This is a genomic window from Streptomyces sp. NPDC093221 (assembly GCF_044753885.1).
Taxonomy (GTDB): Bacteria; Actinomycetota; Actinomycetes; order Streptomycetales; family Streptomycetaceae; genus Actinacidiphila.
Window position 1 is genome coordinate 222,448 of sequence record NZ_JBIVOA010000003.1, and the last position, 25,870, is coordinate 248,317.

Genomic DNA, 25,870 nt, shown 5'->3' on the forward strand with positions numbered 1-25,870 from the left:
CGGTTCACTCGCCTTCTGTTCCGTCTCCGGTCCCGCCTTCGGTCCCGCCGTCGGCCGCCGCCGTCGCGTGCGGCGTCACAGGTGGCAGTGGCCGCCGGAGCCGCGTCCGCTCTCCCGGGGCAGGTCGAGCGTGGGGTTGCGGTCGAAGAAGCCGGTCGGTCTCAGCGTGAAACCGCAGGTGTCCACCGGCATCACCGGCCAGTCCTCCAGGCGCGGCAGATGCGTCGGCCCGAAGGAGTGCCACAGCGTGAGGTCGGTGTCCTCCAGCGCCTCGCCCGGCCGCGACCACTGCCCGACACCGGCCCCGCCCCGGTGCTGGTTGGGGTAGTCGCCGTCCGGATAGTGCCGCTCGGGGCGGTAGCGGGTCACCCACAGGTGCTTGGTCGCGTACGTGACGCGCTCCGCGACCGGTGAGCCGGGCTGCGCGAGCAGCGTCGGTCCCGCGTCGGGCAGCAGGGTGTACGCGACCGGGCGGCCCATCCGGTTGAGCGAGCCGGGGTTGCTGATCCGCCAGCGCCGCCCGGCCGCCGGGTCGGCGACCCGGCCCGCGTCACCGCTGTCGGCCACCACGGTGGCGCGCGTGGTGAAGGCGTTGCCGTTCGGATTGTCCGGGCCCATCGGCAGCCGTACGACGTCCACTTCCTCGACCGTGTTGGCCGGGCCGTCCACCGCCACGTCGAGCCGGGCGCAGAACAGATGCTGGTGGTACGGCGCGAGCAGCCCCGGCGCGATCTCGGTGGCGTGCGGCGAGCTCTCCCCCGGCACGGCGGCCGACGTCTGCACGAGCCCGGTGGCCTTGGCCTCGAAGGCGATCGTGCCGTCCTGGTGGAGATACCAGTAGAAGCCGTAGTCGTAGTTGCCGAGGGTGGCGATGTACGAGATCACCAGGCGGCGCGAACGGCGGCTGTCCACCGCGAAGTTGTCGAAGATGTTGGTGTGCTTCCACAGCAGCCCCGCGTCCTCCTCGTGGACGCAGATCGCGTTGCTCAGCGTCTCCGGGCGGCCGAGGTCGTCGGCCAGCACGGCGTCCACGTACGCGATCTCGCCGAGGCAGTCGCAGCCCAGGCGCAGCGCGTTGGCGTTGCGGCCGAGCAGGTACTCGCCCGCGTCCAGGTAGCAGACCCAGTTGCGGGCCGCGTCGGGCTCCGCGTACGGCACGGCCATCTCGGCGATCGAGGCGCGGTGCAGGACGAGCCGGTCGCGGTCGCCGTCGCGGTGGGTGATCCGGTGCAGCACCAGGCCCTCGCGGGCGTTGAAGTCCAGCCGCAGCCGCCAGTTCTGCCAGCTCAGCACCGGGCCTTCGAGCGTGAAGGACGGCCCCTCCGGCTGGCCGATCTCCAGCGGGCGCAGGTCGGTGCGGGCCGGTCCGTTGAACTCGGCCTCGTAGCGCCCGCATTGGGTGGGCGTGGGGACGGCGCCGGTGTCGATGAGGCGTACGACGCGCCGCTCGATCAGGTCGACCTCCGCGACCAGGCCGCCGACCGGGTGGGCGAACGGGTTGTCGCTCTCGTCGCAGCGCAGGAAGGTCAGCGAGCGCAGCATGCGGCGGCCGGTCTCGGAGGCGATGCCGAAGTTGCCCGCGGCCAGCGGCGCCGCGATCACCAGCGAGGTGTCGGTGACGCCGCGCTCGGCCATCGCCGCGCGCCAGGCGGGGTCGGCCTTGACGATCTCGTCGCAGGTCTCGTACTCCTCGAACAGCAGCGGCGGTTGGCCGTCGGCGGCCGGGTCCAGGTCGCGGTGGGCGAGCAGCAGGCGCGAGGTGACGTCGACCAGGGCCTCGGCGGCGCGGCCGGTGGCGGAGTCGAGCAGCGTGACACGCACCCGGCGGGTGAAGGCGTCGCCGTCGCGGTGGGCGAGCGCGGCGTGCCGGTCGGGCTCGTCGGGCAGGACGAGCGGGAAGCGGGTGGCGTCGGACACCAGGCCCTCCGCCTCCAGTACGGTGCGGGCCGTGTCGATCTCGTCGGCGGTCAGCGGGTCGAGCGGATGCGGAGTGGTGGTGGCGGCCGACGCGGTCATGGGGCCTCCTGACGGCGAAACAGAAACGCTGCGGGGACGGGCAGTTCGGGACATGGGTCCGGAAAAAACGGGCGGCCCGCCGCACCCTGTGGGGTGTGGCGGGCCGTCGCGGTGAGACCTGGCGAGATGGTCAGGAGGACGCTTGCGCGGCGGCCTTCTCCAGTTGGAACGCCTCGTTGCCCTGGCCGATCCTGGCGTGCACCTCGGGCCGCTTGGCGCGCAGTATCAGACCGTAGACCAGTCCGATGGCGGCGGCCAGAGCGATGATGCCGGGCAGCAGCCAGCGCAGCCCGTGGCCGGGGTTGGCACCCAGCAGCACCGAGAAGTCCTTCACCGAGTAGACGGCGATGGTCAGCAGCCCGAGAGCGGCGACGGCCGAGGTGACCAGCCGCCATGCCTGCACACCGGCGGCACCGCGCTTGACGAAGAAGGCGATGACGGCGATGGCCGCGGTGGCCATCAGCAGCACGATGCCGAGCGCGCCGACGTTGCCCGCCCAGGTGAACATGCGCAGCACGGGGGCCGTCGGGTCCGGGCCGAACTTCGGGTCGAACTTCCCGTTGTCGGTGGCGGCGAAGGCCACGACGACGGCCAGCGCGACGATCGACTGGAGGAAGGAGCCGACGGCGGGGGCGCCGCTGGACTTCGAGGTACGGCCGACCGCCGAGGGCAGCAGACCGTCGCGGCCCATCGCGAACGCGTAGCGGGCGACGACGTTGTGGAAGCTCAGCATCGAGGCGAAGATGCCGGTGATGAAGAAGATGTTCAGGGTGTCGGTGAACGCGGTGCCCAGGCGGGCCTGGTTCAGCGAGAAGATCAGGTTCGGACCCTGCTCCTGAGCGGCGCCCACGACGTGGTCGGGGCCGGTGCCGACGGTGATCGCCCAGGCGCTGAAGGCGAAGAAGAGAGTGGCGAAGCCGATCGCGGTGAACATCACCTTGGACACGACGCGTTGGGCGTCGCTGGTCTCCTCGGCGTAGACCGGGGCCTGTTCGAAGCCGACGAAGCCGGCGATGGTGAAGCACAGGGCGGTGCCCAGACCCGCGCCGCTGAGCGTGCTGGGGTCGAAGGCGTGCACCGAGACGCCCTGCGGGCCGGGGTCGGACAGGAAGCTGATGTCGAAGACGACGGTCAGCAGCGTCTCGACCAGCAGCAGCACACCGAGCGTCTTGGCGTTCAGGTCGATCTTCAGCGCGCCGAAGATCGCGGTGATCGCGACTCCGCCGAGCGCCGGGATCCACCAGGCCACGTTGTGGTTCCAGTGCTGGGCGATCTGGCTGGAGATCTCGTAGCCGAAGATCCCGTAGAGACCGACCTGCATGATGCTGTACGCGAACAGGGCGACGTACGAGGCGCAGGCGCCCATGGTGCCGCCCAGGCCCCTGGATATGTACGCGTATAGCGCGCCCGCGTTGTGCACATGGCGGCTCATCTCGGCGTAGCCGAAGCTGAAGAGGATCAGCACGAGGCCGACGATGACGAACAGCAGCGGCACCCCGACGACACCCATGGTGGCGAAGGTGGTCGGCACCACACCGGCCACCACCATCAGGGGCGCGGTCGCGGCGAGGACCGAGAGCAGGAGGGCCGGTGCGCCGATCCGGTCCGCGCGCAGTGCGCGTTGCTCGCCCTTGAACGTGCTGATCTCGCTTGTACTGCCCGTCAGCATGCTGCGGTGTCCTTCCGGTGGTCCGTGGTTCGGGTCTTACTGGATCGGTCTTCGAGCGTGGTTCTTCGTGCGTGGTTCCAACTGCGTGTCCTGCTGGGCGAGTACGACCGTGGGGGCCTAGGCGGAACCGAAGCCGAGCGCGTAGTTGCGCGCCGCGCGGAACGCCTTCTTCGGGTCGCGGTCGGGATACGACCACGGGGTGCGTGTCGCCTCCGACCCGATCCGGTTGAACAGGGCGGCGGCTTCCACCGTGTCGCCCGCGTGGAATTTGCCGTACGCAAGGTAGTTCAGGTCGAGCAGCAACCGCGAGTGGTCGTAGCCCTGCCATTCGAGCCACCAGTCGAAGGCCATGCGCACGCTCTGCCGGGCGCGCGGACTGACCCAGTACGGAAGGCCGTTGGGGACGTCGGGCAGCACGTCGGCCGACGCGAGCACCCGGTAGCGCTCCACCAGCGCGACCAACGGCAGTACGGCCAGCGGCGATCCGCGTCCCGCCTCGTCCGCGGCCCACTCGGCGAATTCGTACACCTCGTGGAACGGGTCCTCGCCGTCGGTCTTCTGACGCTCCGCCAGGCACTGCGTCATCAGGTGGTGGGCGTGGTGGTGGCCGCGGTGCCGGCCGCGCGCCTGGTCGAAGGCGCGCACCTGCTCGTCGTCGGTGCCGGTGCGGCGCGCGAGCACCAGCAGGGCGAGCCACGGCGACGGGTCGCGCGGGGTCATCCGGGCCGCGCGCAGGCAGAGTTCGCGCGCCGACTCGGCGCTCTGCTTGCCCGCGACCGCGCGGAAGACGGCCGCGAACGCGGCCAGCGCGGCGGCGTCCGTGCTCTCGGGCTCGGCGAGTTGCCACTCGCCCGCCCAGGCGGCGGCGCTCTTGCCCTCGCCGAGGACGACCAGCCGATGTCCTCGGCGGTCCCAGTTGTCCCCGGTACGGCTCAGCAGGTCACGGGTCTCCGCCCAGCGGCCGTGGGCCAGGGCAGCACGAGCCGCGACCAGCTCCTCGTCACCGAGAGCCGGGTCGAAAGCCACGTCGTCCTTGCCACGCGAGAAGCGGAAGGGTGGCGGCGGTGGGGTCATCCGCGGGCAGCCCTCCACGGCGTGCGTAACGTCATGTGATCACGCACAGCCAACCGGTCGGCACGGGGTGGCATCAAGCCCGGACCTGTTGTCTCGCTGTAGTCCCGTATGGTGACGGGGGTTTGGGACACGGATCGGGATGGATGCGCTGGTTCGGCTGCGCGATCGGCCGGACACCTGATATTCGAGAGGCCGATCAAGGTGTGTCGGCATCGCGCGGTGGGGACCAGGTGACATGGACGGCGGGAGCGTGAGCGGTGCGGACGCGGGGGAACGACAGAGTGCGGCAGCCTCCACCCACCCGCTCGCCTATGTACGGCGAAGACACGGGTGGAGCTACCAGGACCTGGCACGGGTCATAGCCGACAACGCGCGGATCCTCGGGGTGCCGATGGCGGCCCGCCGCGAGAAGGTCTGGCGCTGGGAGCACTGGGGGGTCGTGCCGGAGGCCGACAGCCAGCGCGCGCTGGCCCGCGCGCTCGGAATCCCCTCCAGGGAACTGGAGTTGAGGCCCTGGCCGCGCTGGCTCCCGGCGCACGGCGGCATGCCGGACGGGCTGCCGTGGACGGTCGAGGGCAGTTTCACCGCGCTCACCGCGCTGCTCGACAACGGCGCGAGCGACCCGCGCGGCTTCCCCATCGCGGACGAGCAGGCGCTGCTCGACGCCATCGCGGACTGGGACGCGGCGGGCGCGGAGGGCACGACGGGCGCCGCCGGTTCCGCGGGCTCGGGCGGCGCGGCGGGCGCGATGGGTTCCATGGGTTCACGTGCCGTGGACAAGAAGGCGGGTTCGCCCTCGGCCGCGGCGGGACGCGGGTCGCCCTCGCCCGCGGCGGGACGCGGGTCGGCGTCGGCCGCCATGGCCGAGCGGTGGGACGAACCGGTGCCCGGCACCCGCTCGGGACGCGTGCCGCGACAGGCGAACGCCGCGGCCGCGTTCCGCGACGACGCCGTCGACAAAGCGGTGGCCGCGGCCGTCGTGGACGGTCCGGTGATCGACTGGCTCGAAGCCGGGGTGCTGGGGCTGCGCAAGCTCGACGACCGGCTCGGCGGCGCGGCCGTACGGCACCGGGTCGAGGCCGATCTGCGCATGGTGCGCGGCCTGTTGCACCGGGGGCAGCACGAACGGGCCCACGGGGCAAGGCTGTTGCGGGTCGCCGCCGACCTGGCGCAGCTCGGCGGCTGGGCGGCCACCGACACCGGCCGGCTCGGGGCGGCGCAGCGGCACTATCTGACCGGTCTGCGGCTCGCCCACAGCGCGGGTGACCGCCCGCTGGCCGTCGCGCTGTGGGGCGGCCTCGCGCTGCACGCGGTGATCGCGGGTCAGCCGCGGGACGCGGTGGCCGCGGCGGAGGCGGGGGTACGGGCGGCGGGCGGCACTCCCCCGGCCGTCCGGGCGCTGGCCGCCAGCAGGCTGAGCCGGGCGCACGCCGCGGTCGGCGCCGACGGCGCCTCACGGCGCGCGGTCTCCGAGGCGGAGCGCCAACTGGACCTGGCGGAGCGGGAGTCGGGTCCGTCATGGCTCTACTGGTTCGACGCGGCCGAACTGGCCGCGCAGACCGGTCAGTCGCTGCTCGACCTGGGCCACGCGCACGAGGCCAGGCCCCTGTTGGAGCAGGCGCTGGCGATGCAGGACGCCTCGTACGTACGCGACCGCTGCCTGTACTCGGCGCGCGCCGCCACCGCCCGCGCCCTGACCGGCGACCTGGAGGGCGCGCGCACGCTGGGCCGCGAGGCGGCCCGGCTGTCCCGGCACTGCGGCTCCCCGCGCATCGCGGACACGCTGGACGCGCTGAAGGTCCGGCTCGACGCCACGAGGTGACCTCTTCCCCCGGTGCGCGGTCCCGCCTTCGCGGACCGCGCACCGGGGCCGAACGTGCGGGCTGCTCCGGGGGACGGTGCCGCGGGCCGGTGCTCCCGGCACTCACGGCCGGTGCGCAACGTCACCACGGATTGGCCGAGACGCCTACGGGAGGCGGTGCGAGACGCCGGTTCGGACCCCGGCCCGCGGGGCGTGTACGTCATGGCGACCGGTCGTGACGTACAACCGGCCGCACAAGTACCCAACGATGACTGATTCGCGGACGCGGTCCCGTCCGTACCGTCTTGACCTGCGAGAACACGGCGCCACCCGGCGCCGGACAACGTAGGGAGACACCAGCCATGAGCGACACCCTGTACCTGGTCCAGCGCTACATCGCCGCCTGGAACGAGACCGACCCGGCCGCCCGGCGCCGCCTGATCGACGAGGTCTTCGCCGCCGACGGCCGCTACACCGACCCGCTGGCCGACGTCACCGGGCGGGACGCCTTCGACGCGGTGGTCGGCGCCGTGCAGGCGCAGTTCCCCGGCTTCGTGTTCACCCTGGGCCCGGTCGACGCGCACCACCACATCGCCCGCTTCACGTGGGAGCTGGGCCCGGCGGGCGGCGAGTCGCTGGTGGTCGGCTTCGACGTGGCCGCGATCGGCGAGGACGGCCTGGTGCACAGCGTCCAGGGCTTCCTCGACAAGGTCCCGGCCGGCGCCTGAGCACCGCTCCACGGGTACGGGTGCGGTCCGCGCAGGGCCCCGCCCGTACCCCGTACCCCGTCACCACCGAGCCGCACCCGTACCCCGTCATCGCCCCGGACATCCGTCCCCCTGCGACAGGAGTTCCGTCATGGCCTCGGCCACCACCGCCGCGTCCCCGCCCGCGAGCCGCGACGGCTCGCCGGTCAGCAAGCGGCCAGACCTCGGCCTGCTGCTCCTGCTGGCCGCGACCTTCATGATCGCGCTCGACATCTTCATCGTGAACGTGGCGATCCCCTCCGTGCAGAGCGACCTGCACGCGGGCACCGCGTCGATCCAGTGGGTGGTGGCGGGCTTCGGCCTGGCCGTGGCCACCGGGCTGATCACGGCGGGCCGGCTCGGTGACGTCTTCGGCCGCAGACGGATGTTCGCCGTCGGGCTCGCGCTGTTCACCGCCACCTCGGCGGCGTGCGGATTCGCCCCCACCGCAGGGACGCTGGTGGCGGCGCGGGTCCTCCAGGGCCTGTCGGCCGCGCTGATGAGCCCGCAGGTGCTGTCGATCCTCCAGACCGCCTACACCGGCAAGGCGCAGGCCCGCGCCTTCAGCATGTACGGGCTGACGATGGGCGTCGGCGCGGTCTTCGGGCAGCTCATCGGCGGTCTGCTGATCAAGGCCGACGTGCTCGGCCTCGGCTGGCGGGCCTGCTTCCTGATCAACCTCCCGGTCGGGCTGCTCGCCCTGGCGCTGGTGCCGCGCGCCCTGGCCGAGTCGAGGGCGCCGCAACGGCCCCGGCTGGACCTCACCGGCGTGGCGCTGTCCACCGCCGCTGTCGTCGCGCTCGTGCTGCCGCTGATCCAGGGGCGTGCGGCGGGCTGGCCGCTGTGGACCTGGCTGTGCCTGGCCGCGTCCGCCGTGCTCGTCACCGTCTTCGTCCGCCACCAGGACCGGCTCGGCCGCCGAGGCGGCGACCCGGTGCTGAACACGGACCTGTTCCGGCAGCGCGGTTTCGGTCCCGGCTCCCTCGCGCAGTTCGTCTTCTGGAGCGGGCAGGGCTCGTTCTTCCTGATCCTCGCCCTGTACCTCCAGGCGGGCCGCGGCCTGAACGCCCTGCACTCGGGCACGGTCTTCCTGGCGATCGGCGGCGGCTACCTGCTGACCTCGACGAACGCGCACCGCATCGCGGCCAGGCTCGGCGGCCGTACGGTCCCGGCCGGAGCGCTGGCGATGGCCGCGGGGCTCGGTCTGCTGTGGGAGGCGGCGCACCGCTCCGGGACCACCGGCAGCCTGTGGGAGCTGGTGCCGGGGCTCGTCATGGACGGCGTCGGGATGGGCATGGTGATCGCCCCGCTCACCCACGACGCGCTGGCCACCGTCCCGCCCCGGCTCGTCGGCTCGGCCTCCGGCGTGGTGGCCACCACGCAGCAGATCGGCGGCGCGCTCGGCATCGCCCTGATCGGCATCATCTTCTACGGCGCGGTCGGCGACGGCGCGCCCGGCGGTTACCCGCACGCCTTCCGGATGGGGCTGGTGTTCCTGCTCGGCCTCGAACTGGCGCTGGCGGTCCTGAGCTTCGCCGTCCGGCGGCGCGAGGCGGCTCGGTGAGCCGAGCCCTCGGGCGGCACGGGTAAGGGGCGACCACCTGGGTGGTCGCCCCTTACCCGTCGTCAGATCGACATGTCGTCAGATCCGGCGGAGGCGCACCACGGGAATGTCCCGGTCGGTCTTCTCCTGGTAGTCGGCGTACGGCGCGTACACATCGAGCAGGTGCGGCCACACCCGGGCCTTGTCCTGCGGCGACAGCGTCTCGGCGCGGGCGGCGAAGCGCTCGCCGAGCACCCGCAGGTGGACCTCGGGGTTGTCGCGGACGCTCAGGTACCACAGGGGGTGCTCGGGGGCGCCGCCCTTGGAGGCGACGATCAGGTAGTCGTCGCCGTCCCGGCCGTAGATCAGTACGGTACGCAGCCACGCGCCGCTGCGACGGCCCTGGTAGTCGAGGAGCAGGCAGGGCGAGCCGTTGAGGTCGGTGCCCTCGGTGCCGTTGGACTCCTCGTAGCGGCGGGCCTGGTCGGCCACCCACTTCTCGGGGCTGACCTTCACCGCGGCGGGGTCGTAAGACGTCATGCGTGTGTGCCTTCCAGAGGGTTCGAGTAGCACCCAGCGTAGGGCGGGCGCGCCGCAAACAGGGCGTACGGAGCGGTCACAGGCCCGGCGCGCCCCAGACGGGGAACCAGCGCGACAGGTCGTCCTCCAGCCGGAGGTCATTGGTGACCAGGGCTCTGACCTGGAGTTCCAGCGCGTTGTCCCGCTTCTCGCCGGGCAGCGGGGCGAAGGGGTAGAAGGAGCCGCGCTTGTAGAGGTAGACCAGCGCCACCGAGCGGCCCGCGGGGTCCTTGAAACCGAGCAGCGAGCAGAGCAGTTGCGGGCCGAAGCCGCGTTCTTCCAGGGCGGAGTTGATCGCGTGCAGATCGGTGACGAGGTCGGTCATCTCGGCGGGGTCCTTGCGGGCCAGCAGCCAGGTGTAGCCGTACGAGTCCTGGCTGGCCTCCGCGCCGACCAGGGCCCGCAGGTCCTGCTGGATCTCGGCGAAGGCGCCGCCCTCGACGGCCGCGAAGCAGACCGAGCCGAGGCCGGTGGGCCGCAGCTCGCTCGCCGCTTCGAGGGTGATGGCGGCCGAGGTGAGGCCGAAGAGCTGATCGAGGTCGGGCTTGACCGGCTTGCTGCGGCCGAGGATGACGTCCAGCAGACCCATCAGTGGCGGTCCAGTTCGAGAGTGATGCGGCTGAGCTGCTCCAGCCGCTGCTCAAGGGAGGGGTGGGTGGACAGCAGCTTCGAGAAGGCGGAGCCTCCGCCCTTCGCGCTCAGCGCGGGCGCGAAGTAGAAGGCGTTGAAGGGCTCCGCCTTGCGGAGGTCCTTGGTGGGGATCGCGCCGATCTGCCCGGTGACCTTGGTCAGTGCGGAGGCCAGCGAGGAGGGGCGGCCGGTGAGCAGCGCGGCGCTGCGGTCGGCGGACAGCTCGCGGTAGCGCGACAGCATCCGGGTGAGCAGGAAGCTGATGGCGTAGACGACCGCGCTGACCAGCGGGATCGCCACGGCGAGCACGGCGGTGCCGGGGTCGCGCGCCCGGCGGAAGCCGCCGTAGAGGCCGATCCGGGTGATGACACCGGCGAGGATGCCGAGGAAGGAGGCGATCGTCATGACCGCGACGTCCTTGTGGGCGACGTGGGACAACTCGTGGGCGATGACGCCCTCCAGCTCGTCCGGCTCCAGGCGGCGCAGCAGCCCGGTCGTGGCGCACACCGTGGTGTTCTTCTTGTTGCGACCGGTGGCGAACGCGTTCGGCACGTCGGAATCGGCGATGGCGACCTTGGGCTTGGGCATGTCGGCGAGCGCGCAGATGCGGTCCACGACGCCGTGCAGCTCCGGCGCCTGTTCGGGCGTGACCTCCTTGGCGCCCATGCTGAAGGCGGCGATGCGGTCGCTGAACCAGAACTGCGCGATGAAGAGAACTCCGGCGATCACGAGGATCAGCGGCCAGGATCCGCGCAGCAGCGCCAGCAGCGCGCCGACGAAGACGACATAGAGCAGACCGATCAGGAACATCGTGACCACCATGCGCGTGGTCAGCCCCCGGTCGGGCGCGAAGCGGTTGCGGTCCATGGCCCCTCCCGAGACATGCGGGGCGCGGACCACTGGCGGCGGTCCGTCGTACCTCGTTGTCGAGTGTGCACCTGTTCAACGACTACGACGAGCCCGTCGGTTCCGCTCAGGCCCTCACATCGAGCACCAATTTGCCGAAGGTTTGCCGGGCCCGCAGCTCCTCATGGGCCCTGACCGCCTCGGACAGCGGATAGACCCCGCCGAGCCGGGGCACGAGGCGGCCCGCCGCGGTCATCTCCAGCAGCTCGGCCATCGGCTCGCGGTACATCCCCGGACGGCCGAGGCAGTGCGTCAGCCAGAAGCCGACGACCGCGCGGGAGCGGGCCATGAGCTGTGCGGCCTGGACCGGTGTCGGGGGCGTCCTGGAGGCCAGACCGTACGTGACGAGGCGGCCGAACGGCGCGAGCGCGGCGAGCGAGGCGTCGAAGACCGGGCCCCCGGTCATCTCCAGCACGATGTCGACCTTCTTGCCGCCGTTCGCCTCGACGAGACGGTCCTTCAGGTTCTCGGGGCCGGAGTCGACGGCGACGTCGGCGCCGAGTTCAAGCGCGAGGTCCCGCTTGTCCTCGGACGAGGCGGTGGCGATCACCCGGCCCGCGCCGAAGGTCTTGGCGAGCTGGACGGCGAGCGAGCCCGTACCGCCGGCCGCCGCGTGCACCACGACGCTCTCACCCTCGGCCAGGCGTCCGGAGGTGCGCAGCAGGTGCCAGGCGGTGAGACCCTGCACGACCAGGGCGAGCGCCTGCCCGTCGGTGACCTCGTCGGGCACGTCGTGGGCCAGGTACTCCTGGACGACGGCCTTCTGGGCGTAGCCGCCGTTGTCGGTGAGGGCGACGACCCGGCGGCCCTCCGCGGTGCGGCCGACCACCTCGGCGCCGGGGACCATCGGGAGCGTGGAGCGCGAGAGGTAGGAGTCCTCGACGGTGTGCGTGTCGGCGTAGTTGATCCCGGCGGAGTCGACGTCCACGAGGAGCTGGCCCGGGCCTGCCACGGGGTCGGGCAGCTCGGTCTCCCGCAGCACCTCGGGACCGCCGAATTCGGTGATCTGGATCGCGCGCACGTCGGCTCCTCAGCGTGGTGGGGCGCACCCTGCGGGTGCTTTCCTGGCGTCCGCCGGTGTGTCCCGGTGTCCGCTCCGCCGATATTACCGACTGGTTGGTATGTCGCACACTGCTTGGGCACACCGCTTGGGCATACTGCTTGGGCACGCCGCAACGCGTTCCGTCGCGCGCTCCACCACGGCACCGGCATCCCCGCCGGTCCGCTCAGGCGGCGGGCACCGGCACGGGCGGCGGCGGGCCGACGTACCGCGCGGACGGCCGGATGATCTTGCTGTCCTCGGCCTGCTCCAGGATGTTGGCGCTCCAGCCGACGACGCGGGCGGCGGCGAAGGTGGGTGTGAACATCTCGCGCGGCAGCCCGCAGAGCTCCATCACGACGCCCGCGAAGAACTCGACGTTGATGTGCAGCTCGCGGCCGGGCTTCAGCTCGGCGAGCAGCGCCTCCGCGCGGGCCTCCACCTGCACCGCGAAGTCCACCAGGTCGCCGCCGAAGCTCTGCGCGATGCCCTTGAGCATCCGCGAGCGCGGGTCCTCGGTGCGGTACACGGGGTGGCCGAAGCCCATGATCCGCTCGCCCGCACCGATGTGCTCCCGCAGCCAGCCGTCGATCCGGTCGGGCGTGCCGATCGCGTCGAGCGTGTCGAGCGCGCGGCTGGGCGCGCCGCCGTGCAGCGGCCCGGACAGCGCGCCGATCGCGCCCACCAGACACGCGGCCAGGTCCGCCCCCGTCGAGGCGATCACGCGGGCGGTGAACGTCGAGGCGTTGAAGCCGTGGTCGACGGTCGAGATCAGATAGCGCTCGACGGCGCGGGCGCGTACGGGCTCCGGCTCCTCGCCGGTCAGCATGTAGAGGTAATTCGCCGCGTACGGCAGGTCGTCGCGCGGCTCGACCGGCTCCAGTCCCTGGGCGAGCCGGTGCAGCGCGGTGAGCAGGGTGGGCACCACCGCGCAGGCGGCCAGCGCGTCGGCGCGGCGGCGGTCGGGCGTGAGGTCGTACAGCGGGCGGAATCCGGCCGAGGCGCCGGTCAGCGACAGCGCGGTGCGCAGCCCCGCGAGCGGTCCCGACAGCGCGCTGGCGCGGGCGATGGCCGGGAGCGCGTCCGCCACGTCGGCGGGCAGGTGCCGCAGGGCGGCGGTCCGCGCGGTGAACGCGGCGCGCTCGGCCGCGTCGGGCAGCGCGCCGTAGAACATCAGGTGCCAGACGTCCTCGAAGCCGCGGCTCTCGGCCAGCTCCACGGCGGAGTACTCGCGGTAGTGGTAGAAGCCTTCGAGCCCGCGGACGTCGCCGACGGATGTGTCGGTGACGATCACGCCCTTGAGCCCGCGGGGTACGTCGATCGGGGCGTTCTGCTCGGTGGTCGGCATCGTGTCCTCCTTGGGTATTGACTCGACTCTCCATGATTGATTTAAACTCTGTCAATGTTGATTGAATCAATGTGAATGAGCTGAGCACTATGGATACGGTGAGGCCATGACGGATCAACCGGCGGACCGGATCAGCACCCGGGAGGCCGCCCGGCGGCTCGGCGTGAAGCCGGAGACGCTGTACGCGTATGTCAGCCGCGGCCTGCTCGCCAGCCGACGGGCCGAGGGCGGCAGGGGCAGCACCTTCGACCCGGACGAGGTCGAGGCCCTGGCCCGGCGCGCACGGCCCGCGGCGGCCGGTGCCGACGGGCCCTCGGACAGCGGGGGCGGCGGGGGCGGAAACGGCGCCTGGGTCCGTATCCGTACCGGCGTCACCTTGATCGAGGACGACGGCCTCTACTTCCGCGGGGTCGACGCGACCGGGCTGGCCACGGCGTACGGCTTCGAGGAGGTCGCCGAGTGGCTGTGGACCGGGGTGCTGCGGCGCGGGGTCCGCTTCACCGCGCCGCAGCCGCTGCTGAAGGCGGCCCGCAGCGCGGGCGACGCGCTGCCCGCGGGCTGCGGTCCGATGGACCGGCTGCGGGTCGCGGTCATCGCGGCGGCCACCGCGGATCCGCTGCGCTTCGACCTGTCGGAGGAGGCCGTGCTGGGCACGGCGCGCAGCCTGATCCCGACCCTGGTCGGCGCGCTGCCGCCGCTCGGCCGGCCGCATTCGGGAGAGGGCGGCCTGGCCTGGCGGCTGTGGTCGCGGCTGACCGAGCGGCCCGCCGACGAGGCGTCGCTGCGGGTGCTGGACGCGGCGCTCGCGCTGCTCGTCGACCACGACCTGGCCGCCTCGACGCTGGCCGCGCGGGTCGCCGCCTCGGCCCGCGCGCACCCCTACGCGGTGGTGTCCGCCGGACTCGGCGCGCTGGACGGGCCGCTGCACGGACAGGCCAGCGCCCTGGCCCACCGGACGCTCGCCGAGGTGCTGGAGCGCGGCGGCGCGGGCCCCGTCGTCGCCGAGCAACTGCGCGCCGGACAGCGGATCCCCGGCCTCGGGCACCGCCTCTACCAGGGCGAGGACCCGCGCGCCCGGCTGCTCTTCCACCTGCTCGGGCAGGTGCCCGCCGCCTCCGACGCGCTGGCCGCGGCCCGCGACCTGGCGGCGACGGCCGCCCGCCACACCCCGCTGCACCCCAACGTCGACCTGGCCCTCGCGGTGCTCTCGGTCTCCGCCGCGATGCCCGCGGAGGCGGGCGAGACGGTCTTCTCCGTGGCGCGCACGGCGGGCTGGATCGCGCATGCCCTGGAGGAGTACCAGGAGCGCCCGCTGCGGATGCGCCCCAGCGGCACCTACCAGGGACCGCCGCCGCCCCAGCCGCTGCCGTGACGGCGCGCGGTCGCCTCCCACGGGCGGATGACCGCCGACGCCGCCCTCAGCGGAGACCCGGGCATCGGCCGGAGGCTGGGCCGGGGCCTGGGCCGGGGCCGGAGTCCGGGCCGGGAGCGGGACCCGTCGTCAGACGCCGGTCAGACGGGGGATGCGGCCGACCAGTTCGGCCCACTCCGTGTCCTTCTGGCCCGGCACCATGCGGCCCGCGGACCGCCACTGGTCGGCGAGTTCCGCGAAGACCGGTGCCTCCGTGCTCTGCAGAACCGTTCCGGCACGGGAATAGCGCCATGGCTGGTGACCGTCGCCCGCGCCGTCTGCGCCGTCGTCCTGCGGAATCCACTGCGTTGCTGCCATAGCCCGACCAACGACTCCGACGGGTCGGACGCCACTGCACACCCCGTCCGCACCACTCGTATGAGTGAACTCTCCGGGGTCCGCGGCACCCGCGGCGACGGCAGGAATTTCCGGCGGGCGCCGCCCGTTGTGGGGGCATGAGCACTGTGGAGCTGACCAAGGAGAATTTCGACGAGGTCGTGTCGTCGCACGATTTCGTCCTCATCGACTTCTGGGCCGCCTGGTGCGGGCCGTGCCGGATGTTCGCACCGGTCTACGACAAGTCGTCCGAGAAGCACCAGGACCTGGTCTTCGCGAAGGTCGACACGGAGGCGCAGCCCGAGCTGGCCGCGGCCTTCCAGATCCAGTCGATCCCGACCCTGATGATCGTCCGTGACAAGGTCGCGGTCTTCGCGCAGCCGGGAGCGCTGCCCGAGCCCGCCCTGGAGGACGTCATCGCGCAGGCCCGCGCCCTCGACATGGACGAGGTGCGCAAGTCGGTCGAGGAGGCCCAGCAGAGCTCCTGACGGGCCCGCCCGCCACCGACGCGACAGCGAGGGACATCCGGGGCCGCGCCCCCGGCCCGGCGGCGAGAAGGATTCGCCGCCGGGCCGGAGCGCGGCCCTTGCGCTGCCGTGTCGTCGGCCCGCCGGGGTAACGCGGCCGGGCCCGTGCGCGACACCGTCCGCGGGCCCGCCCTCCAGGGCATTGTCAGTGGTCGCGTCTAGGCTCCGATGGTGGGTACAGCCATCGCCGCCGTCGCGCGGATCGCCGCCGTGCCCGACCCGGTGGGGTCGGGCGGGCGGCTGTGCGCGCTCGGGGAGGACGGGACGGCGGTCGGGGAAGTCGATGTCGTACGGGACCTGGCCGCTGAGGTCGCGCGGCGGGAGATCGAGCAGGCGCCGCGCTGGGTCTGGGCGGCGACCGACGAGGTGTATCCGTGGCTGCTCGACCGGGGGTCGGTGCGCACCGCGCGCTGCCATGACGTGAAGCTCGTCGAGTCGCTGCTGCTCGGGCAGGAGGGCAGGCACCGCAGGCCCCGGTCGCTGGGGGCGGCGTGGGCGCGGCTGCACGGGCTGCCCGAGCCCGAGGACGCCCCGGAGCCCGGCGCGGACGACCAGCCGGTGCTGTTCGCCGCCGACCGGCGTCATCTCCCGCGGGATCTCGACCCGTTGGCCGCGCTGGTCGAGGTGCACGCGGCGCAGCAGCGGCGGATCGCCGCGAGCGAGCACCCCGACCGTATCCGGCTGCTGTGCGCGGCGGAGTCCGCGGGCGCGCTCGCCGCGGTCGAGATGGGCCGGGACGGGCTGCCGTGGAGCGCCGAGGTGCACGACGAGCTGCTGACCGGGCTGCTCGGCCCGCGCCCCGCGGGTGGCGCACGGCCCGCGCTGCTGGGCGAGTTGGCCGCCCGTATCCAGGACGCGCTCGGACGTCCGGTCAACCCCGACTCCCCCGCCCAGATGCTGCCCGCCTTCGCCCGCGTCGGCGTGCATCTGACGTCGACCCGCTCGCACGAGCTGCGCGAGGTCGGGCATCCGGCGGCCGGGCTGCTGCTGCGCTACAAGGAACTGTCCCGGATTCACGCCGCGCACGGCTGGGCCTGGCGCGAGAGCTGGGTGCGCGACGGCCGCTTCCGCGCCGAATACGTGGTGGGCGGCGTGGTGTCGGGCCGGTGGGCGACGCGTGGCGGCGGCGCCCTTCAGATCCCGCGGCTGCTGCGCTCCGCGGTCGTCGCCGACCCCGGGCACCGACTGGTGGTCGCCGACGCCGGGCAGCTGGAGCCGCGGGTGCTGGCCGCGATGTCCGGTGACGCCGGGCTCGCGGCGGCTGCCGCGGAGGGCGATCTGTACGCGGCGCTGGCGCGGAACGCCTTCGGCGGCGACCGGCCGCGCGCCAAGATCGCGCTGCTCGCGGCGATGTACGGGCAGACCAGCGGCGAGGCGGGTCAGCTCCTCGCGGTGATGCGCCGCCGTTTCCCCGCCGCCCTCGCCCTGGTGGAGGCCGCGGCCAGGACGGGCGAGGCGGGCGGGATCGTACGGTCGCGGCTGGGCCGTACGTCGCCCGCGCCGTCCGCCGACCGGTTCCTCGACGAGAGCGCCGACCCCGGCGACGGCGCGTCCCCCGACCGCCGCGCGGCCCGGTCCTGGGGCCGCTTCACGCGCAATTTCCTCATCCAGGCCAGCGCCTCCGACTGGGCCTTGGCCATGCTGGCCTCGCTGCGCCGCCGGCTGACCGCGATCGGGCCGGAGCCCCAACTGGTCTTCTTCCAGCACGACGAGGTGATCGTGCACGCCCCGACCGAGCTCGCGCCCGCCGTCGAGGCGGCGGTGACGGCGGCCGGTGACGAGGCCCGCCGCCTGGTCTTCGGCTCCGCCCCGGTGCCGTTCCCGCTGGAGACGCACGCGGTGGCGTGCTACGCGGACGCCAAGTAGCCCGGCGGCAGGGTCACTTGTCGGCCGCCGCGTCGGATTCCGCCATCGCGGCGGCGGAATCCGCGTCGTCCACCAGCTTGCGCATACGGGTGATTTCGGAGTCCGAGGGCGCGGAGGAGTGGCTGCCCGCGGATGCGCCCGCCGACACGGCGGCCGAGGTGTCCGCCGACGACGCCGGTGCGGACGTACGGCCGGAGTGTCCGCAGCCGGTCACCAGTGCCCCGGCGATCGCGCAGGCGGCCAGCACGGCACCGGCCCGCGTACGGCCGCCCTTTCGCGAAGCGGCGCCGCTCACTTCGTGGCGCCCTTCGCCGTGAAGTCCTGTGTCCCGCACCAGGTGCGGACGGCGTCCAGGTCCGTGCTGCGCCGGTTGAGGGTCGGCACCAGCGACTTGCGGAAGGTCAGCTTGTCCTTGAGATACGTGGCCACCGCCGTGTCACCGGCCGTGTTCGCGTTGGCGACCCGCTTCTGGAGCCGGGCGACGGAACCGCGTTCCGTGGCAGGGCCGTTGAGCCGGGCGAGCGCGCGGTCGATACGGGCGTCGATCTTCGGCACCCGCTTGCACAGGGCGCGGGCGCCGTCCCCGGTCGGGGCCTTGTGGACCTTCGGTGTCCTGGACCCGGCGGACGGGTCAGTCGACGGTGCGGCGGACGGGTCGGCCGCGGGTGCCGAGGACGGGTCGGCAGACGGTGCGGCCGACGGGCTCGTGGCGTCCGCGACGGCGGTGCCGGCCGCGGCGAGCAGGGCGGCGAGCGCGGCGGCTGTCGCCACGGCGGTGCGAGTGGGGCGCATGGGTTCCTCCCTGAAGGTTTCGGCACCGGTCGCGGTGCCCGTCAGAGCCGGAGGTTAGGAACCGTCTTTGTGGAAACCTTGTGACCGCGCGACAGGCCCGCGACGACCGGCCGGACCGCGACGAGACCTACGGCCGCTCCCCCGTCGACGCGCCCGCCAGCCAGTCCCGGCCGCCGGGCAGCGGGCGCTCCGACGTGCCGAGCGGCAGCACCACGGTGAAGCGCGCGCCGGGACCGCCCGGCCGGTCGCCGACGGTGATCCGCCCGCCGTGCAGGGCGATCTGCTGCCCGACCAGGGCGAGGCCGAGCCCGGAGCCAGGGCTGTCGGGGCGGCGGCGGAAGCGCTGGAAGATCTCCCGCCGGGCGGCGGGCGGCACTCCGGGCCCGTGGTCGTCCACGGTCAGTACGACAGAGGGGCCCGCCGGGTCGGCCCCCGGTGCGAGCGTCACCTCGATCAGCGCCCCGCCTCCGCTCCCCGTGCCGCCGCCGGGCCCGCGCCCGTCGCCGTCCCGACTCGCGCCGTGCACCGCCGCGTTGACCAGCAGATTGTCGACCGCCGAGCGCAGCCCCTGCGGCCAGCCGTACACGCGCAGGCCCGGCCGCGCGGTCAACTCCACGCGTACGTCGGGGCGTTCGCGCCGCAGGTCGGCCACGGCGGCGTCCAGCACGTCGGCGAGGTCGACCGGCACGAAGGCGTCGGCCTCGACCAGGTCGCCCTGGGCGAGGGCCCGCAGCATCACCAACAGGCCGAGCAGCCTGGTGTGTTCGCCGCGCAGGTCGGCGATGATCTCGGCGCGTTCCGCGGGATCGGGCTCCGGGCGGCCGTCCAGGACGTCGAGGTTGATGCGCATGCTCATCAGGGGGTTGCGCAATTCGTGGGAGGCGGCGGCGGAGAAGGAACGCGCGGTGGCCAGCGCCTCGGCCGTACGGGCGGCCTGTTCGTCGTAGCGCGCGAGGACGGTCTGGAGCGTGCGGGCGAGTTCGTCGACCTCGGTGACGCGGGTCGGCGTGTGGTCGAGGCGGGCGGCGCTGGTGCGCGGGTCGATGCCCCCGGCGCGGCGCTGGAGCCGCCGCAGCGGGAGCGCCGCGCGGGTGACGGCGAGCCAGGCGGCGGCGCCCGCGACCGGCGCGGTGAGCAGCGCGACGGTGACGATCCTGCGGCGCACCCGGCTGATCTGCTCCTGGCCCGCGGTGTCCGGCGAGAACAGCCACAGGGTGCCGGTCGCGGCGGGTCGCACAACGGACAGCGGTACGGCGAGCACCCGCCAACTGCTGCCGTCCGCACGAAAGGTGACGGGCCGTACGGCGTCCGCCGCGGCGGGCAGCGGCCGGGCGTCGGCGGGCTGCGGGCCTTCGGTGACGGTGCCCTCGGTGCCGGTCACGCGGATGCCGACGTCGAGCGCGGCGGCGAACAGCTTGCGCTGACGGGCCTGTTCGACCTCGGCCGACCGGTCGTTCGCCATGGCCCGCAGCAGATTGCGGGCGTCGGTGCGGACGGCGGCGGCCCGGTCCCGCAGGTGCGCGTCGGCCTGCGCGTGAACGTCGTGGCCGACCAGCCGGACCATGATCCAGCCGGAGGCGAGGACGAGCAGCGGTACGAGGACGGTGATCGCCAGCGCGATCCGGGTGGACAGCCTCACGACACGCCGTCCCGTACCCCGGCTCGCCGCTGTTCGCGTCCGTCGGCCCGCAGGACGAATCCCACGCCCCGCACGGTGTGCAGGATGCGGGGCCTGCCACCCGCCTCCAGCTTCTTGCGCAGATAGCTGACGAAGGTGTCGACGGCGTCGGTGCGGACCTCGAAGTCGTATCCCCAGACCCGGTCGAGGAGTTGGTCGCGGGTGAGCACGAGACCGGCGTTGCGGGCGAGGAACTCCAGGAGTTCGAACTCCCTGCGGGTCAGCTCCAGCGCCCGGCCCTCGCGGGCGGCGGTGCGGGCGGCCGGGTCGAGGACGAGGCCGCAGGCGCGGACCTGGCCGTCGGGGCGTGGCGGCCGGCGGCGCAGCAGGGCGTGCAGCCGCAGGACGAGTTCTTCGAGTGCGAAGGGTTTGACGAGGTAGTCGTCGGCGCCCGCCTGGAGTCCCGCGACCCGGTCGGCGACCTCGTCGAGCGCGGAAAGCACCAGCACCGGCAGGTCGTCGCCGCCGGCCCGCAGGGTCCGGCAGACCTCGATGCCGTCCACGTCGGGCATCGATATGTCCAGGACGAGGATGTCGGGCGGGGTACGGCTCAGCAGGTTGAGCGCGGCGGCGCCGCCGTCAGCCTCGGTGACGGTGAAGCCGCGCAGCCGCAGGGCGCGGCCGAGTGAGCGGCGGATCGCCGCGTCGTCGTCCACGACCATGACGCGGCCGGGGCCGGGGCCGGGACCGCGGTCGGGCTCGGAACCGGGGCCGCCGCCCGCCTCCGGGCCGTTCGTGTGCGGCATCGGATCTGTCATCGGAACATGCCTCCGCTCCCCGGCCGTCGCATGGTGCATCGCGGGAACCATGCCTACACGGCCGGGGAGCGGAGAGCCATCGGGGGGTGGCGCCCCCGCCGTCGCGGCGGGGGTTCCACCCGGGTCACTCGGGCGGTGTCACCCGCCGTACTGCGCGAAGGTGCGGGTGAAGTCCCACGCCTGCTGGGAGACGCCGGAGCAGGTGTCGTCGTTCGGGTAGCCGCCGGGGCAGGGCCGGTCCCGGTTGGCGGACCAGAAGGTCAGCCGGGCCAGGTGGTGCTGCTGGGCGTAGGCGAGGATCGTGCGGAAGTCGGCGACGGTGACGGTCTCGCTGTTGTCGGTGATGCCGTTCATCGACGAGATGCCGCTGTGCCGGTACGCCTGGTCGTCGGTGTAGCCGTACGCGTTCTTGAGGGCGTTCTTCAGGCCGTCGGTGGCCTTGGTGGTGAGGTTGCCCATGTTCTGGCCCGCGCCGCCGAAGTCGAACGGCATGATCGTCCAACTGTCGACGGTCAGCCCGGAGGCGGCGGCCTTGTTGATCAGGCCGGTGTCGGGGCCGCTCTGCCCGGTGCCGATGGTGACGTACTCGACGATGCCGGGGTTGTTGGCCTTGATGGTCTTGAGCGCGTCGACCGTGCGCTGCTGGACGGTGCCGTTGCTGTAGGCGCTGGCCTCGATGTCGATGTCGATGGCCTTGAGGCCGTAGGCGTTGATGACCTTCTGGTAGGCGCCCGCGAGCGCACTCGCGCTGGTGCAGGACTCTTCCAGCTTGTTGCCGCTGTAGCCGCCGAAGGACGGAACGACGTCGCCGCCCGCCGCCCTGATCTTGTTGATGGTGTTCTGGTCGACGCCGCCGGTCAGCGCCCGGCCGCCGTCCCACTGCGGGTTGCAGGTGCCGTTGCTGAGCACGAAAGCGAGCGTGAACCACTTGACGCCGGTCGCGTTCATGATCGTCGTCGGGTCCGGCGGGTTGCCCCAGCCGTTGTAGAGGTACGGCGCGACGGCCTGGACGCCGGTGCCGCCGGACGGCGGCGGGGTGGTCGGCGGGGTGCCGCCGCCGGTCGGCAGCGTCCACTTCTGGTTGGCGGAGCCCGCGCAGTCCCAGATCTGGAGCCGGGTGCCGTTGGCGGAGCTGGGGCCCGTCGCGTCCAGACAGCGGCCTGAACCGGCGTTGACCAGCGTGCCGTTGCTCGACGTCCACTTCTGGGCGTTGGTGCCGTTGCAGTCGTAGAGCTGGATCTGGGTGCCGTTGGCGGTGCCCGCGGCGGTCACGTCCATGCACTTGCCGAGGGCGCGCAGGGTGCCGTCGGAGGAGACGGTCCACGCCTGGGCGGCGCTGCCGTTGCAGTCGTAGAGCTGCACGGCGGCGCCGTTGGCGTTGCTGCCCGAGGCCACGTCGACGCACTTGCCGCCGTAGCCGGTGACGGCGCCGGTGGCGTCGGCGCCGGACGCCTGGCTGATCCCGAGGGCGGTCAGGGCTCCCGCGGCGAGCGCGGCGGTGGCCAGGAGCGTGGTGGTCTTTCGCATCTGCCGGATCCCTCTCATCAGCCGGTCACGGTCCACTTCTGGTTGGCGGAGCCCGCGCAGTCCCAGATCTGGAGCCGGGTGCCGTTGGCGGAGCTGGGGCCGGAGGCGTCCAGGCATCTGTTGGAGGCCGGGTTGACGATGTCGTGGGCGGCGCTCACGGTCCACTTCTGCGCGTTGGTGCCGTTGCAGTCGTAGAGCTGGATCGGTGTGCCGTTGGCGGTCCCGGCCGCGGTGATGTCCATGCACTTGCCGAGGGCGCGGATGGTGCCGTCGGAGCCGACCGTCCAGGACTGCGCGGCCGAGCCGTTGCAGTCGTAGAGCTGCACGGCGGCGCCGTTGGCGCTGCTGCCCGAGGCCACGTCGACGCACTTGCCGCCGAGGCCGGTGATGGCGTGTCCCGTGCCGGTGCCCGGTCCCGAGCTGTCGCTGGTGGTGACGTGCACGTAGTCCACGACGAGCTGCTGCGGGAAAGTGGTGCTGGAGTTGGGGTCGCCGGGCCAGTAGCCGCCGACCGCGAGGTTGAGCAGCAGGTAGAAGGGGTGGTCGAACACCCAGCGGTTGCCGCCGAGGTCGGCGGACGTACGGGTCTGGTAGACGTTGCCGTCCACGGACCACTTGATGGAGTTCGGCGCCCAGTCGATGGCGAAGGTGTGGAAGGCGTCGGAGAAGCTCTGTCCGCCGGGGAGGGTGTATCCGGCGCCGATGCCGGCCGAACCGGAGTAGCCGGGGCCGTGGATGGTGCCGTGCACGCTGCCGGGCTCGAAGCCGACGTTCTCCATGATGTCGATCTCGCCGCTGTTGGGCCAGCCGACCGAGCCGATGTCGTTGCCGAGCATCCAGAAGGCGGGCCACATGCCCTGGCCGCGCGGCAGCTTCATCCGGGTCTCGAAGTGGCCGTACGTCTGGGTGAACTTCTGCGGGGTGGACAGCCGCGCGGAGGTGTACTGGCAGGACCCGTACCAGCACTGGTAGTTGGCCGGATTCTCCTTGCGGGCGGTGATGACGAGGTTGCCCTGGCCGTCGAGCGCCGCGTTGTGGGTACCGCTGGTGTAGTACTGGCGCTCGTGGTTGTTGACGTTGTCACCGGTCTCGTAGCCCCACTTGGAGCTGTCGACCGCGCTTCCCGCGGGGCCGTTGAAGTCGTCGGTGAAGGTGGCGGTGGCCGCCACCGAGGCGGTGTCGAGCCTGCTCGCGGTGGCTTGCGGGGACGCGGTCTGTTGCAGCCAGCCGCACAGCAGCAGTCCTGCGGCGGCCAGCAGCGCGAGGGGGCGTATGCGTCGGGTGGGGGGTGATGCCGACATTGCCGGACTCCTCGGTCGGGTCGTCAGAAAACGGTTTTGGGCATGCTCCTGACAGACAGTGAGGTGCGGGGCACCCTGGGAGACTTCCCTTACGTCTTAGTTCAGGACGTGATTTAAATGGCGGGACTGAGGGGAGTCAAGGCTTCCGGCAAAGGTACGTACCTTAAAGTTCGCGGCGCTTGACGAGCACGGCGAGCACGACGACGCCGGGGATGAGCGGCAGCCAGGTGGTGACCAGGCGATAGCCGAGCACGGCGGAGGTCGCGGCGACGGCGGAGGCCCCGGCCGTGACCAGCGCGAGGGCGAGCGCCGCGTCCAGCGACCCGAGCCCCGCCGGGGTCGGCAGCCAGCCCGCCGCGGTGCTCGCGAAGAAGTACGCCACCAGGATGCCGCTGACCGGCACCGGAGCGTGGACCGCCTTGACCACGGCGACGACCACCGACGCGTGCATGGCGGGGAAGGCCAGCGAGCCGCCCCACAGGCACGCCACGCGCGCCCGGTCGCGGTGCAGGGTCCGTACGTCGTCGGCCACCGACGCCAGGAAGCAGCGGGCCCGGTCGCGCGCGCGGCCCGCGTACCGCGAGGCCAGGAACGCCAGCACGACCAGCACCAGCGCGACCGCGCCGATCACCATGGGGTCGGCGGGCAGCACGAATCCGTCGGGGGCCAGCCGGTGCACTTGCAGAGCGTCGGGGAAGAGCGCGAGCAGGACGAGCAGCAGCGTCACCCGGCCGATGGCGGCGGCCGAGGCGCGGACGGCGAGCGCCGCGAGCGACCGTGTCGGCGTCATGCCGTGCCGCACCAGGAAGCGCAGATTGACGGCGTTGCCGCCGACGCCCGCGGGCAGGACGTGGTTGGCCGCCGAGGCCGCGAACTGCGCGGCCAGCAGCCGGCCGGGCGGCAGCGACATGACGACCGCGCCCTGCTGGGCGACGGCCGAGCAGACCCACGTCATGCACGCGGCGAAGACCGCGACGGCCATCCACCCGGCGTCCGCCTGGCCCAGCCGCCCGGCGCTGTCGCCGATCATCGGCCACTTGCTGACGGCGAGCGCCGCGACCGCGGCCACCGGCAGCAGCATGGCGGCGGACCGCACCGAATTGCGCTGCCAGAGCGCACCCTCGTCACGGGCGATGGACACGGTGACTCCTCGTCGCATGCGGTACGACGGCCGGGGCCGCCGGGGGACGGTGCGCGTAGCAGTGCGGGAAGTGGGACGGTTTGTCCAGACTAGGTGCCTTCCGGGGCGGCGTCGTACCGGCACAGGGCCACCCGGGTCAATCGTCGGACCCGCGCGCCGCGACGGCGAGGGTCCGTCAAGGGCCCCTTTTCCCGGCTGCCTTGGGGGTCCGGCCACGCCTGGAGTCTGCCCGCGTACGGTGAACGGCGCGCAGACCGTGACTGTCGCCATGTCCCCGGTCGGGTGACTCTCCACCGCCGCGGGATTAGCTCCGGAGAGTGCCGCGCATGGGCGCGGCGGACGGCGCGGAAGCCGAGGTCACCGGCGGGTTCCCGCCATGGCACCGCGGCGGTCGTCGGAACGGTCGCCGGGGCGCGCGCTCAGCGGGTCGGCTCCGACCGGCCACCGGAGCGCCCTCCGGGGCGCGGTCACCAGGTCAGGAACGCCTCGTAGGCGGGCGCGAGGGTGTCGGTGAGGGTCCGGCCGCGGACGCTGACCGCCGGACGGCCCAGTTCGGCGACGGCCGGGGCCGGGGCGGCGGCGCGGCGGTCGGGGAGGTCGCCGCATTCCCAGAAGCCGTCGTCCGTGGGCGGGCCGTCGTCCAGGGGTACGGGCGGGGGGCCGTTGCGTACGGCGTCCAGGACGGCGCGGCGGTCCCGGCCGCGCCAGGTGGTGAGCAGGAACGGTTCGTCGTCGAAGGCGGCGCCGAGCGCGGCGAGTACGGCGGTGAGGTGGGCGCAGGGCAGCGCCCAGTCCGGGCAGTCGCATTCCAGGACCGGCTCGCCGTCCCCGGCCGGGAGCAGCGGCAGCCCGGCCCTGGCGAAGAGGGCGTCGGCGTCCGGCGGCAGCTCGCCGTCCAGGAGTTGCTCACGCGCGTCGGAGTCGGCGACGAGGGCCCGCTCGGCCCGTCGCCACTCGGCGTCGGTCAGCACCGGCAGTTCGATCCGCACCGTCCACGGCGTCGGCGCGCCGTCCCGTACCCGGGCGGTGACCAGCCCCGGCTCCACCGCGAGTCCGGTGACGCGCCCCGACGCCGGGCCGCGCGCGTACCCGAGCCCCGCGAGCCGGGCGTCCAGCCGTGCGGCCCACGTACGGCCGCCGCTTCCCGCCCCGGTCATCCGCTCACCCCCGCTACGGTCCCCG

At 73.1% G+C, this 25,870-nt stretch carries 23 protein-coding genes; 6 read left to right on the forward strand and 17 right to left on the reverse strand.

Features of this window, described 5'->3' with window-relative positions; all coding sequences use genetic code 11:
* Nucleotides 1-75 precede the first annotated feature (75 nt).
* The 3 genes from ACIQCJ_RS13015 to ACIQCJ_RS13025 all read right to left on the reverse strand — a co-directional run bounded on the left by ACIQCJ_RS13015 (nt 76) and on the right by ACIQCJ_RS13025 (nt 4,759).
* Nucleotides 76-2,016 (reverse strand): primary-amine oxidase, encoded by a 1,941-nt coding sequence (locus ACIQCJ_RS13015; RefSeq protein WP_402711390.1) that lies wholly within the window; start codon nt 2,014-2,016, stop codon nt 76-78.
* Nucleotides 2,017-2,146: 130 nt separating this feature from the next.
* Entirely contained in the window at nt 2,147-3,685 is a 1,539-nt protein-coding gene (locus ACIQCJ_RS13020; RefSeq protein ID WP_355346692.1) for an APC family permease, read from the reverse strand.
* A gap of 117 nt (nt 3,686-3,802) precedes the next feature.
* Complete coding sequence (locus ACIQCJ_RS13025; RefSeq protein WP_355346695.1) at nt 3,803-4,759, reverse strand: hypothetical protein; 957 nt, start codon at nt 4,757-4,759, stop codon at nt 3,803-3,805.
* A gap of 250 nt (nt 4,760-5,009) precedes the next feature.
* Here ACIQCJ_RS13025 and ACIQCJ_RS13030 point away from each other — a divergent pair, with 250 nt between their 5' ends.
* From ACIQCJ_RS13030 to ACIQCJ_RS13040, 3 genes are all read left to right on the forward strand, one after another.
* Entirely contained in the window at nt 5,010-6,581 is a 1,572-nt protein-coding gene (locus ACIQCJ_RS13030) for a hypothetical protein (protein ID WP_402711391.1), read from the forward strand.
* Nucleotides 6,582-6,922: 341 nt separating this feature from the next.
* Nucleotides 6,923-7,288 (forward strand): nuclear transport factor 2 family protein, encoded by a 366-nt coding sequence (locus ACIQCJ_RS13035; protein ID WP_355346701.1) that lies wholly within the window; start codon nt 6,923-6,925, stop codon nt 7,286-7,288.
* A gap of 130 nt (nt 7,289-7,418) precedes the next feature.
* Nucleotides 7,419-8,870 carry an MFS transporter gene (locus ACIQCJ_RS13040; protein ID WP_402711392.1) on the forward strand — a complete coding sequence of 484 codons (1,452 nt, stop codon included), beginning with the start codon at nt 7,419-7,421 and terminating at the stop codon, nt 8,868-8,870.
* A gap of 78 nt (nt 8,871-8,948) precedes the next feature.
* Here ACIQCJ_RS13040 and ACIQCJ_RS13045 read toward each other — a convergent pair whose 3' ends face one another.
* The 5 genes from ACIQCJ_RS13045 to ACIQCJ_RS13065 all read right to left on the reverse strand — a co-directional run bounded on the left by ACIQCJ_RS13045 (nt 8,949) and on the right by ACIQCJ_RS13065 (nt 13,351).
* Nucleotides 8,949-9,389, reverse strand: coding sequence for a nitroreductase family deazaflavin-dependent oxidoreductase (locus ACIQCJ_RS13045; protein ID WP_355346707.1), 441 nt, complete (start codon nt 9,387-9,389; stop codon nt 8,949-8,951).
* Between the two features lie 76 nt (nt 9,390-9,465).
* Nucleotides 9,466-10,017 (reverse strand): hypothetical protein, encoded by a 552-nt coding sequence (locus ACIQCJ_RS13050; protein ID WP_355346710.1) that lies wholly within the window; start codon nt 10,015-10,017, stop codon nt 9,466-9,468.
* Nucleotides 10,017-10,925: a zinc metalloprotease HtpX gene (htpX, locus tag ACIQCJ_RS13055; protein ID WP_355346713.1), complete on the reverse strand. Its 909-nt coding sequence runs from the start codon at nt 10,923-10,925 to the stop codon at nt 10,017-10,019. The genes ACIQCJ_RS13050 and htpX overlap by 1 nt, the downstream gene beginning before the upstream one ends.
* 106 nt (nt 10,926-11,031) lie before the next feature.
* Nucleotides 11,032-11,985 (reverse strand): zinc-binding dehydrogenase, encoded by a 954-nt coding sequence (locus ACIQCJ_RS13060; RefSeq protein ID WP_391045734.1) that lies wholly within the window; start codon nt 11,983-11,985, stop codon nt 11,032-11,034.
* Nucleotides 11,986-12,190: 205 nt separating this feature from the next.
* Nucleotides 12,191-13,351, reverse strand: coding sequence for a citrate synthase/methylcitrate synthase (locus tag ACIQCJ_RS13065; protein ID WP_402711394.1), 1,161 nt, complete (start codon nt 13,349-13,351; stop codon nt 12,191-12,193).
* A gap of 106 nt (nt 13,352-13,457) precedes the next feature.
* Here ACIQCJ_RS13065 and ACIQCJ_RS13070 point away from each other — a divergent pair, with 106 nt between their 5' ends.
* Nucleotides 13,458-14,723, forward strand: coding sequence for a citrate/2-methylcitrate synthase (locus ACIQCJ_RS13070; protein WP_402711395.1), 1,266 nt, complete (start codon nt 13,458-13,460; stop codon nt 14,721-14,723).
* Nucleotides 14,724-14,852: 129 nt separating this feature from the next.
* Here ACIQCJ_RS13070 and ACIQCJ_RS13075 read toward each other — a convergent pair whose 3' ends face one another.
* Complete coding sequence (locus ACIQCJ_RS13075; protein WP_355346725.1) at nt 14,853-15,080, reverse strand: hypothetical protein; 228 nt, start codon at nt 15,078-15,080, stop codon at nt 14,853-14,855.
* A gap of 137 nt (nt 15,081-15,217) precedes the next feature.
* Here ACIQCJ_RS13075 and trxA point away from each other — a divergent pair, with 137 nt between their 5' ends.
* Both trxA and ACIQCJ_RS13085 read left to right on the forward strand, forming a co-directional pair.
* On the forward strand, nt 15,218-15,586 hold the full coding sequence (trxA, locus tag ACIQCJ_RS13080) for a thioredoxin (RefSeq protein ID WP_355346728.1): 369 nt from the start codon (nt 15,218-15,220) through the stop codon (nt 15,584-15,586).
* A 207-nt stretch (nt 15,587-15,793) separates the two neighbouring features.
* Entirely contained in the window at nt 15,794-17,491 is a 1,698-nt protein-coding gene (locus ACIQCJ_RS13085) for a bifunctional 3'-5' exonuclease/DNA polymerase (RefSeq protein ID WP_402711396.1), read from the forward strand.
* Between the two features lie 13 nt (nt 17,492-17,504).
* On the opposite strand, the gene ACIQCJ_RS13090 is transcribed toward ACIQCJ_RS13085, so the two are convergent.
* The 8 genes from ACIQCJ_RS13090 to ACIQCJ_RS13125 all read right to left on the reverse strand — a co-directional run bounded on the left by ACIQCJ_RS13090 (nt 17,505) and on the right by ACIQCJ_RS13125 (nt 25,845).
* A complete protein-coding gene (locus tag ACIQCJ_RS13090) occupies nt 17,505-17,786 on the reverse strand; it encodes a hypothetical protein (protein ID WP_401856500.1) in 282 nt (93 codons plus the stop codon).
* Nucleotides 17,783-18,283, reverse strand: coding sequence for a hypothetical protein (locus ACIQCJ_RS13095; protein WP_402711397.1), 501 nt, complete (start codon nt 18,281-18,283; stop codon nt 17,783-17,785). Before ACIQCJ_RS13095 ends, ACIQCJ_RS13090 begins: the two co-directional genes overlap by 4 nt.
* 127 nt (nt 18,284-18,410) lie before the next feature.
* Nucleotides 18,411-19,922 (reverse strand): sensor histidine kinase, encoded by a 1,512-nt coding sequence (locus tag ACIQCJ_RS13100; protein WP_402711398.1) that lies wholly within the window; start codon nt 19,920-19,922, stop codon nt 18,411-18,413.
* Nucleotides 19,919-20,623, reverse strand: coding sequence for a response regulator transcription factor (locus ACIQCJ_RS13105; protein ID WP_402711731.1), 705 nt, complete (start codon nt 20,621-20,623; stop codon nt 19,919-19,921). Before ACIQCJ_RS13105 ends, ACIQCJ_RS13100 begins: the two co-directional genes overlap by 4 nt.
* A gap of 234 nt (nt 20,624-20,857) precedes the next feature.
* Nucleotides 20,858-22,246, reverse strand: coding sequence for a ricin-type beta-trefoil lectin domain protein (locus ACIQCJ_RS13110; protein ID WP_355346743.1), 1,389 nt, complete (start codon nt 22,244-22,246; stop codon nt 20,858-20,860).
* 17 nt (nt 22,247-22,263) lie between these two features.
* Complete coding sequence (locus ACIQCJ_RS13115) at nt 22,264-23,547, reverse strand: RICIN domain-containing protein (protein WP_402711399.1); 1,284 nt, start codon at nt 23,545-23,547, stop codon at nt 22,264-22,266.
* 163 nt (nt 23,548-23,710) lie between these two features.
* On the reverse strand, nt 23,711-24,688 hold the full coding sequence (locus tag ACIQCJ_RS13120) for a lysylphosphatidylglycerol synthase domain-containing protein (RefSeq protein ID WP_402711400.1): 978 nt from the start codon (nt 24,686-24,688) through the stop codon (nt 23,711-23,713).
* Between the two features lie 467 nt (nt 24,689-25,155).
* Nucleotides 25,156-25,845: a hypothetical protein gene (locus ACIQCJ_RS13125; RefSeq protein WP_402711401.1), complete on the reverse strand. Its 690-nt coding sequence runs from the start codon at nt 25,843-25,845 to the stop codon at nt 25,156-25,158.
* Nucleotides 25,846-25,870 lie beyond the last annotated feature (25 nt).

Excerpts from the sequence above, each read along its gene's own strand:
- trxA (WP_355346728.1), top strand. The coding sequence starts at position 15,218 with ATGAGCACTGTGGAGCTGACCAAGGAGAATTTCGACGAGGTCGTGTCG.
- ACIQCJ_RS13025 (WP_355346695.1), bottom strand. The coding sequence starts at position 4,759 with ATGACCCCACCGCCGCCACCCTTCCGCTTCTCGCGTGGCAAGGACGAC.
- ACIQCJ_RS13040 (WP_402711392.1), top strand. The coding sequence starts at position 7,419 with ATGGCCTCGGCCACCACCGCCGCGTCCCCGCCCGCGAGCCGCGACGGC.
- ACIQCJ_RS13070 (WP_402711395.1), top strand. The coding sequence starts at position 13,458 with ATGACGGATCAACCGGCGGACCGGATCAGCACCCGGGAGGCCGCCCGG.
- ACIQCJ_RS13125 (WP_402711401.1), bottom strand. The coding sequence starts at position 25,845 with ATGACCGGGGCGGGAAGCGGCGGCCGTACGTGGGCCGCACGGCTGGAC.
- htpX (WP_355346713.1), bottom strand. The coding sequence starts at position 10,925 with ATGGACCGCAACCGCTTCGCGCCCGACCGGGGGCTGACCACGCGCATG.
- ACIQCJ_RS13075 (WP_355346725.1), bottom strand. The coding sequence starts at position 15,080 with ATGGCAGCAACGCAGTGGATTCCGCAGGACGACGGCGCAGACGGCGCG.
- ACIQCJ_RS13015 (WP_402711390.1), bottom strand. The coding sequence starts at position 2,016 with ATGACCGCGTCGGCCGCCACCACCACTCCGCATCCGCTCGACCCGCTG.
- ACIQCJ_RS13045 (WP_355346707.1), bottom strand. The coding sequence starts at position 9,389 with ATGACGTCTTACGACCCCGCCGCGGTGAAGGTCAGCCCCGAGAAGTGG.
- ACIQCJ_RS13020 (WP_355346692.1), bottom strand. The coding sequence starts at position 3,685 with ATGCTGACGGGCAGTACAAGCGAGATCAGCACGTTCAAGGGCGAGCAA.
- ACIQCJ_RS13105 (WP_402711731.1), bottom strand. The coding sequence starts at position 20,623 with ATGGTCGTGGACGACGACGCGGCGATCCGCCGCTCACTCGGCCGCGCC.
- ACIQCJ_RS13050 (WP_355346710.1), bottom strand. The coding sequence starts at position 10,017 with ATGGGTCTGCTGGACGTCATCCTCGGCCGCAGCAAGCCGGTCAAGCCC.
- ACIQCJ_RS13065 (WP_402711394.1), bottom strand. The coding sequence starts at position 13,351 with ATGCCGACCACCGAGCAGAACGCCCCGATCGACGTACCCCGCGGGCTC.
- ACIQCJ_RS13095 (WP_402711397.1), bottom strand. The coding sequence starts at position 18,283 with ATGCGCCCCACTCGCACCGCCGTGGCGACAGCCGCCGCGCTCGCCGCC.
- ACIQCJ_RS13115 (WP_402711399.1), bottom strand. The coding sequence starts at position 23,547 with ATGTCGGCATCACCCCCCACCCGACGCATACGCCCCCTCGCGCTGCTG.
- ACIQCJ_RS13085 (WP_402711396.1), top strand. The coding sequence starts at position 15,794 with ATGGTGGGTACAGCCATCGCCGCCGTCGCGCGGATCGCCGCCGTGCCC.
- ACIQCJ_RS13035 (WP_355346701.1), top strand. The coding sequence starts at position 6,923 with ATGAGCGACACCCTGTACCTGGTCCAGCGCTACATCGCCGCCTGGAAC.
- ACIQCJ_RS13110 (WP_355346743.1), bottom strand. The coding sequence starts at position 22,246 with ATGCGAAAGACCACCACGCTCCTGGCCACCGCCGCGCTCGCCGCGGGA.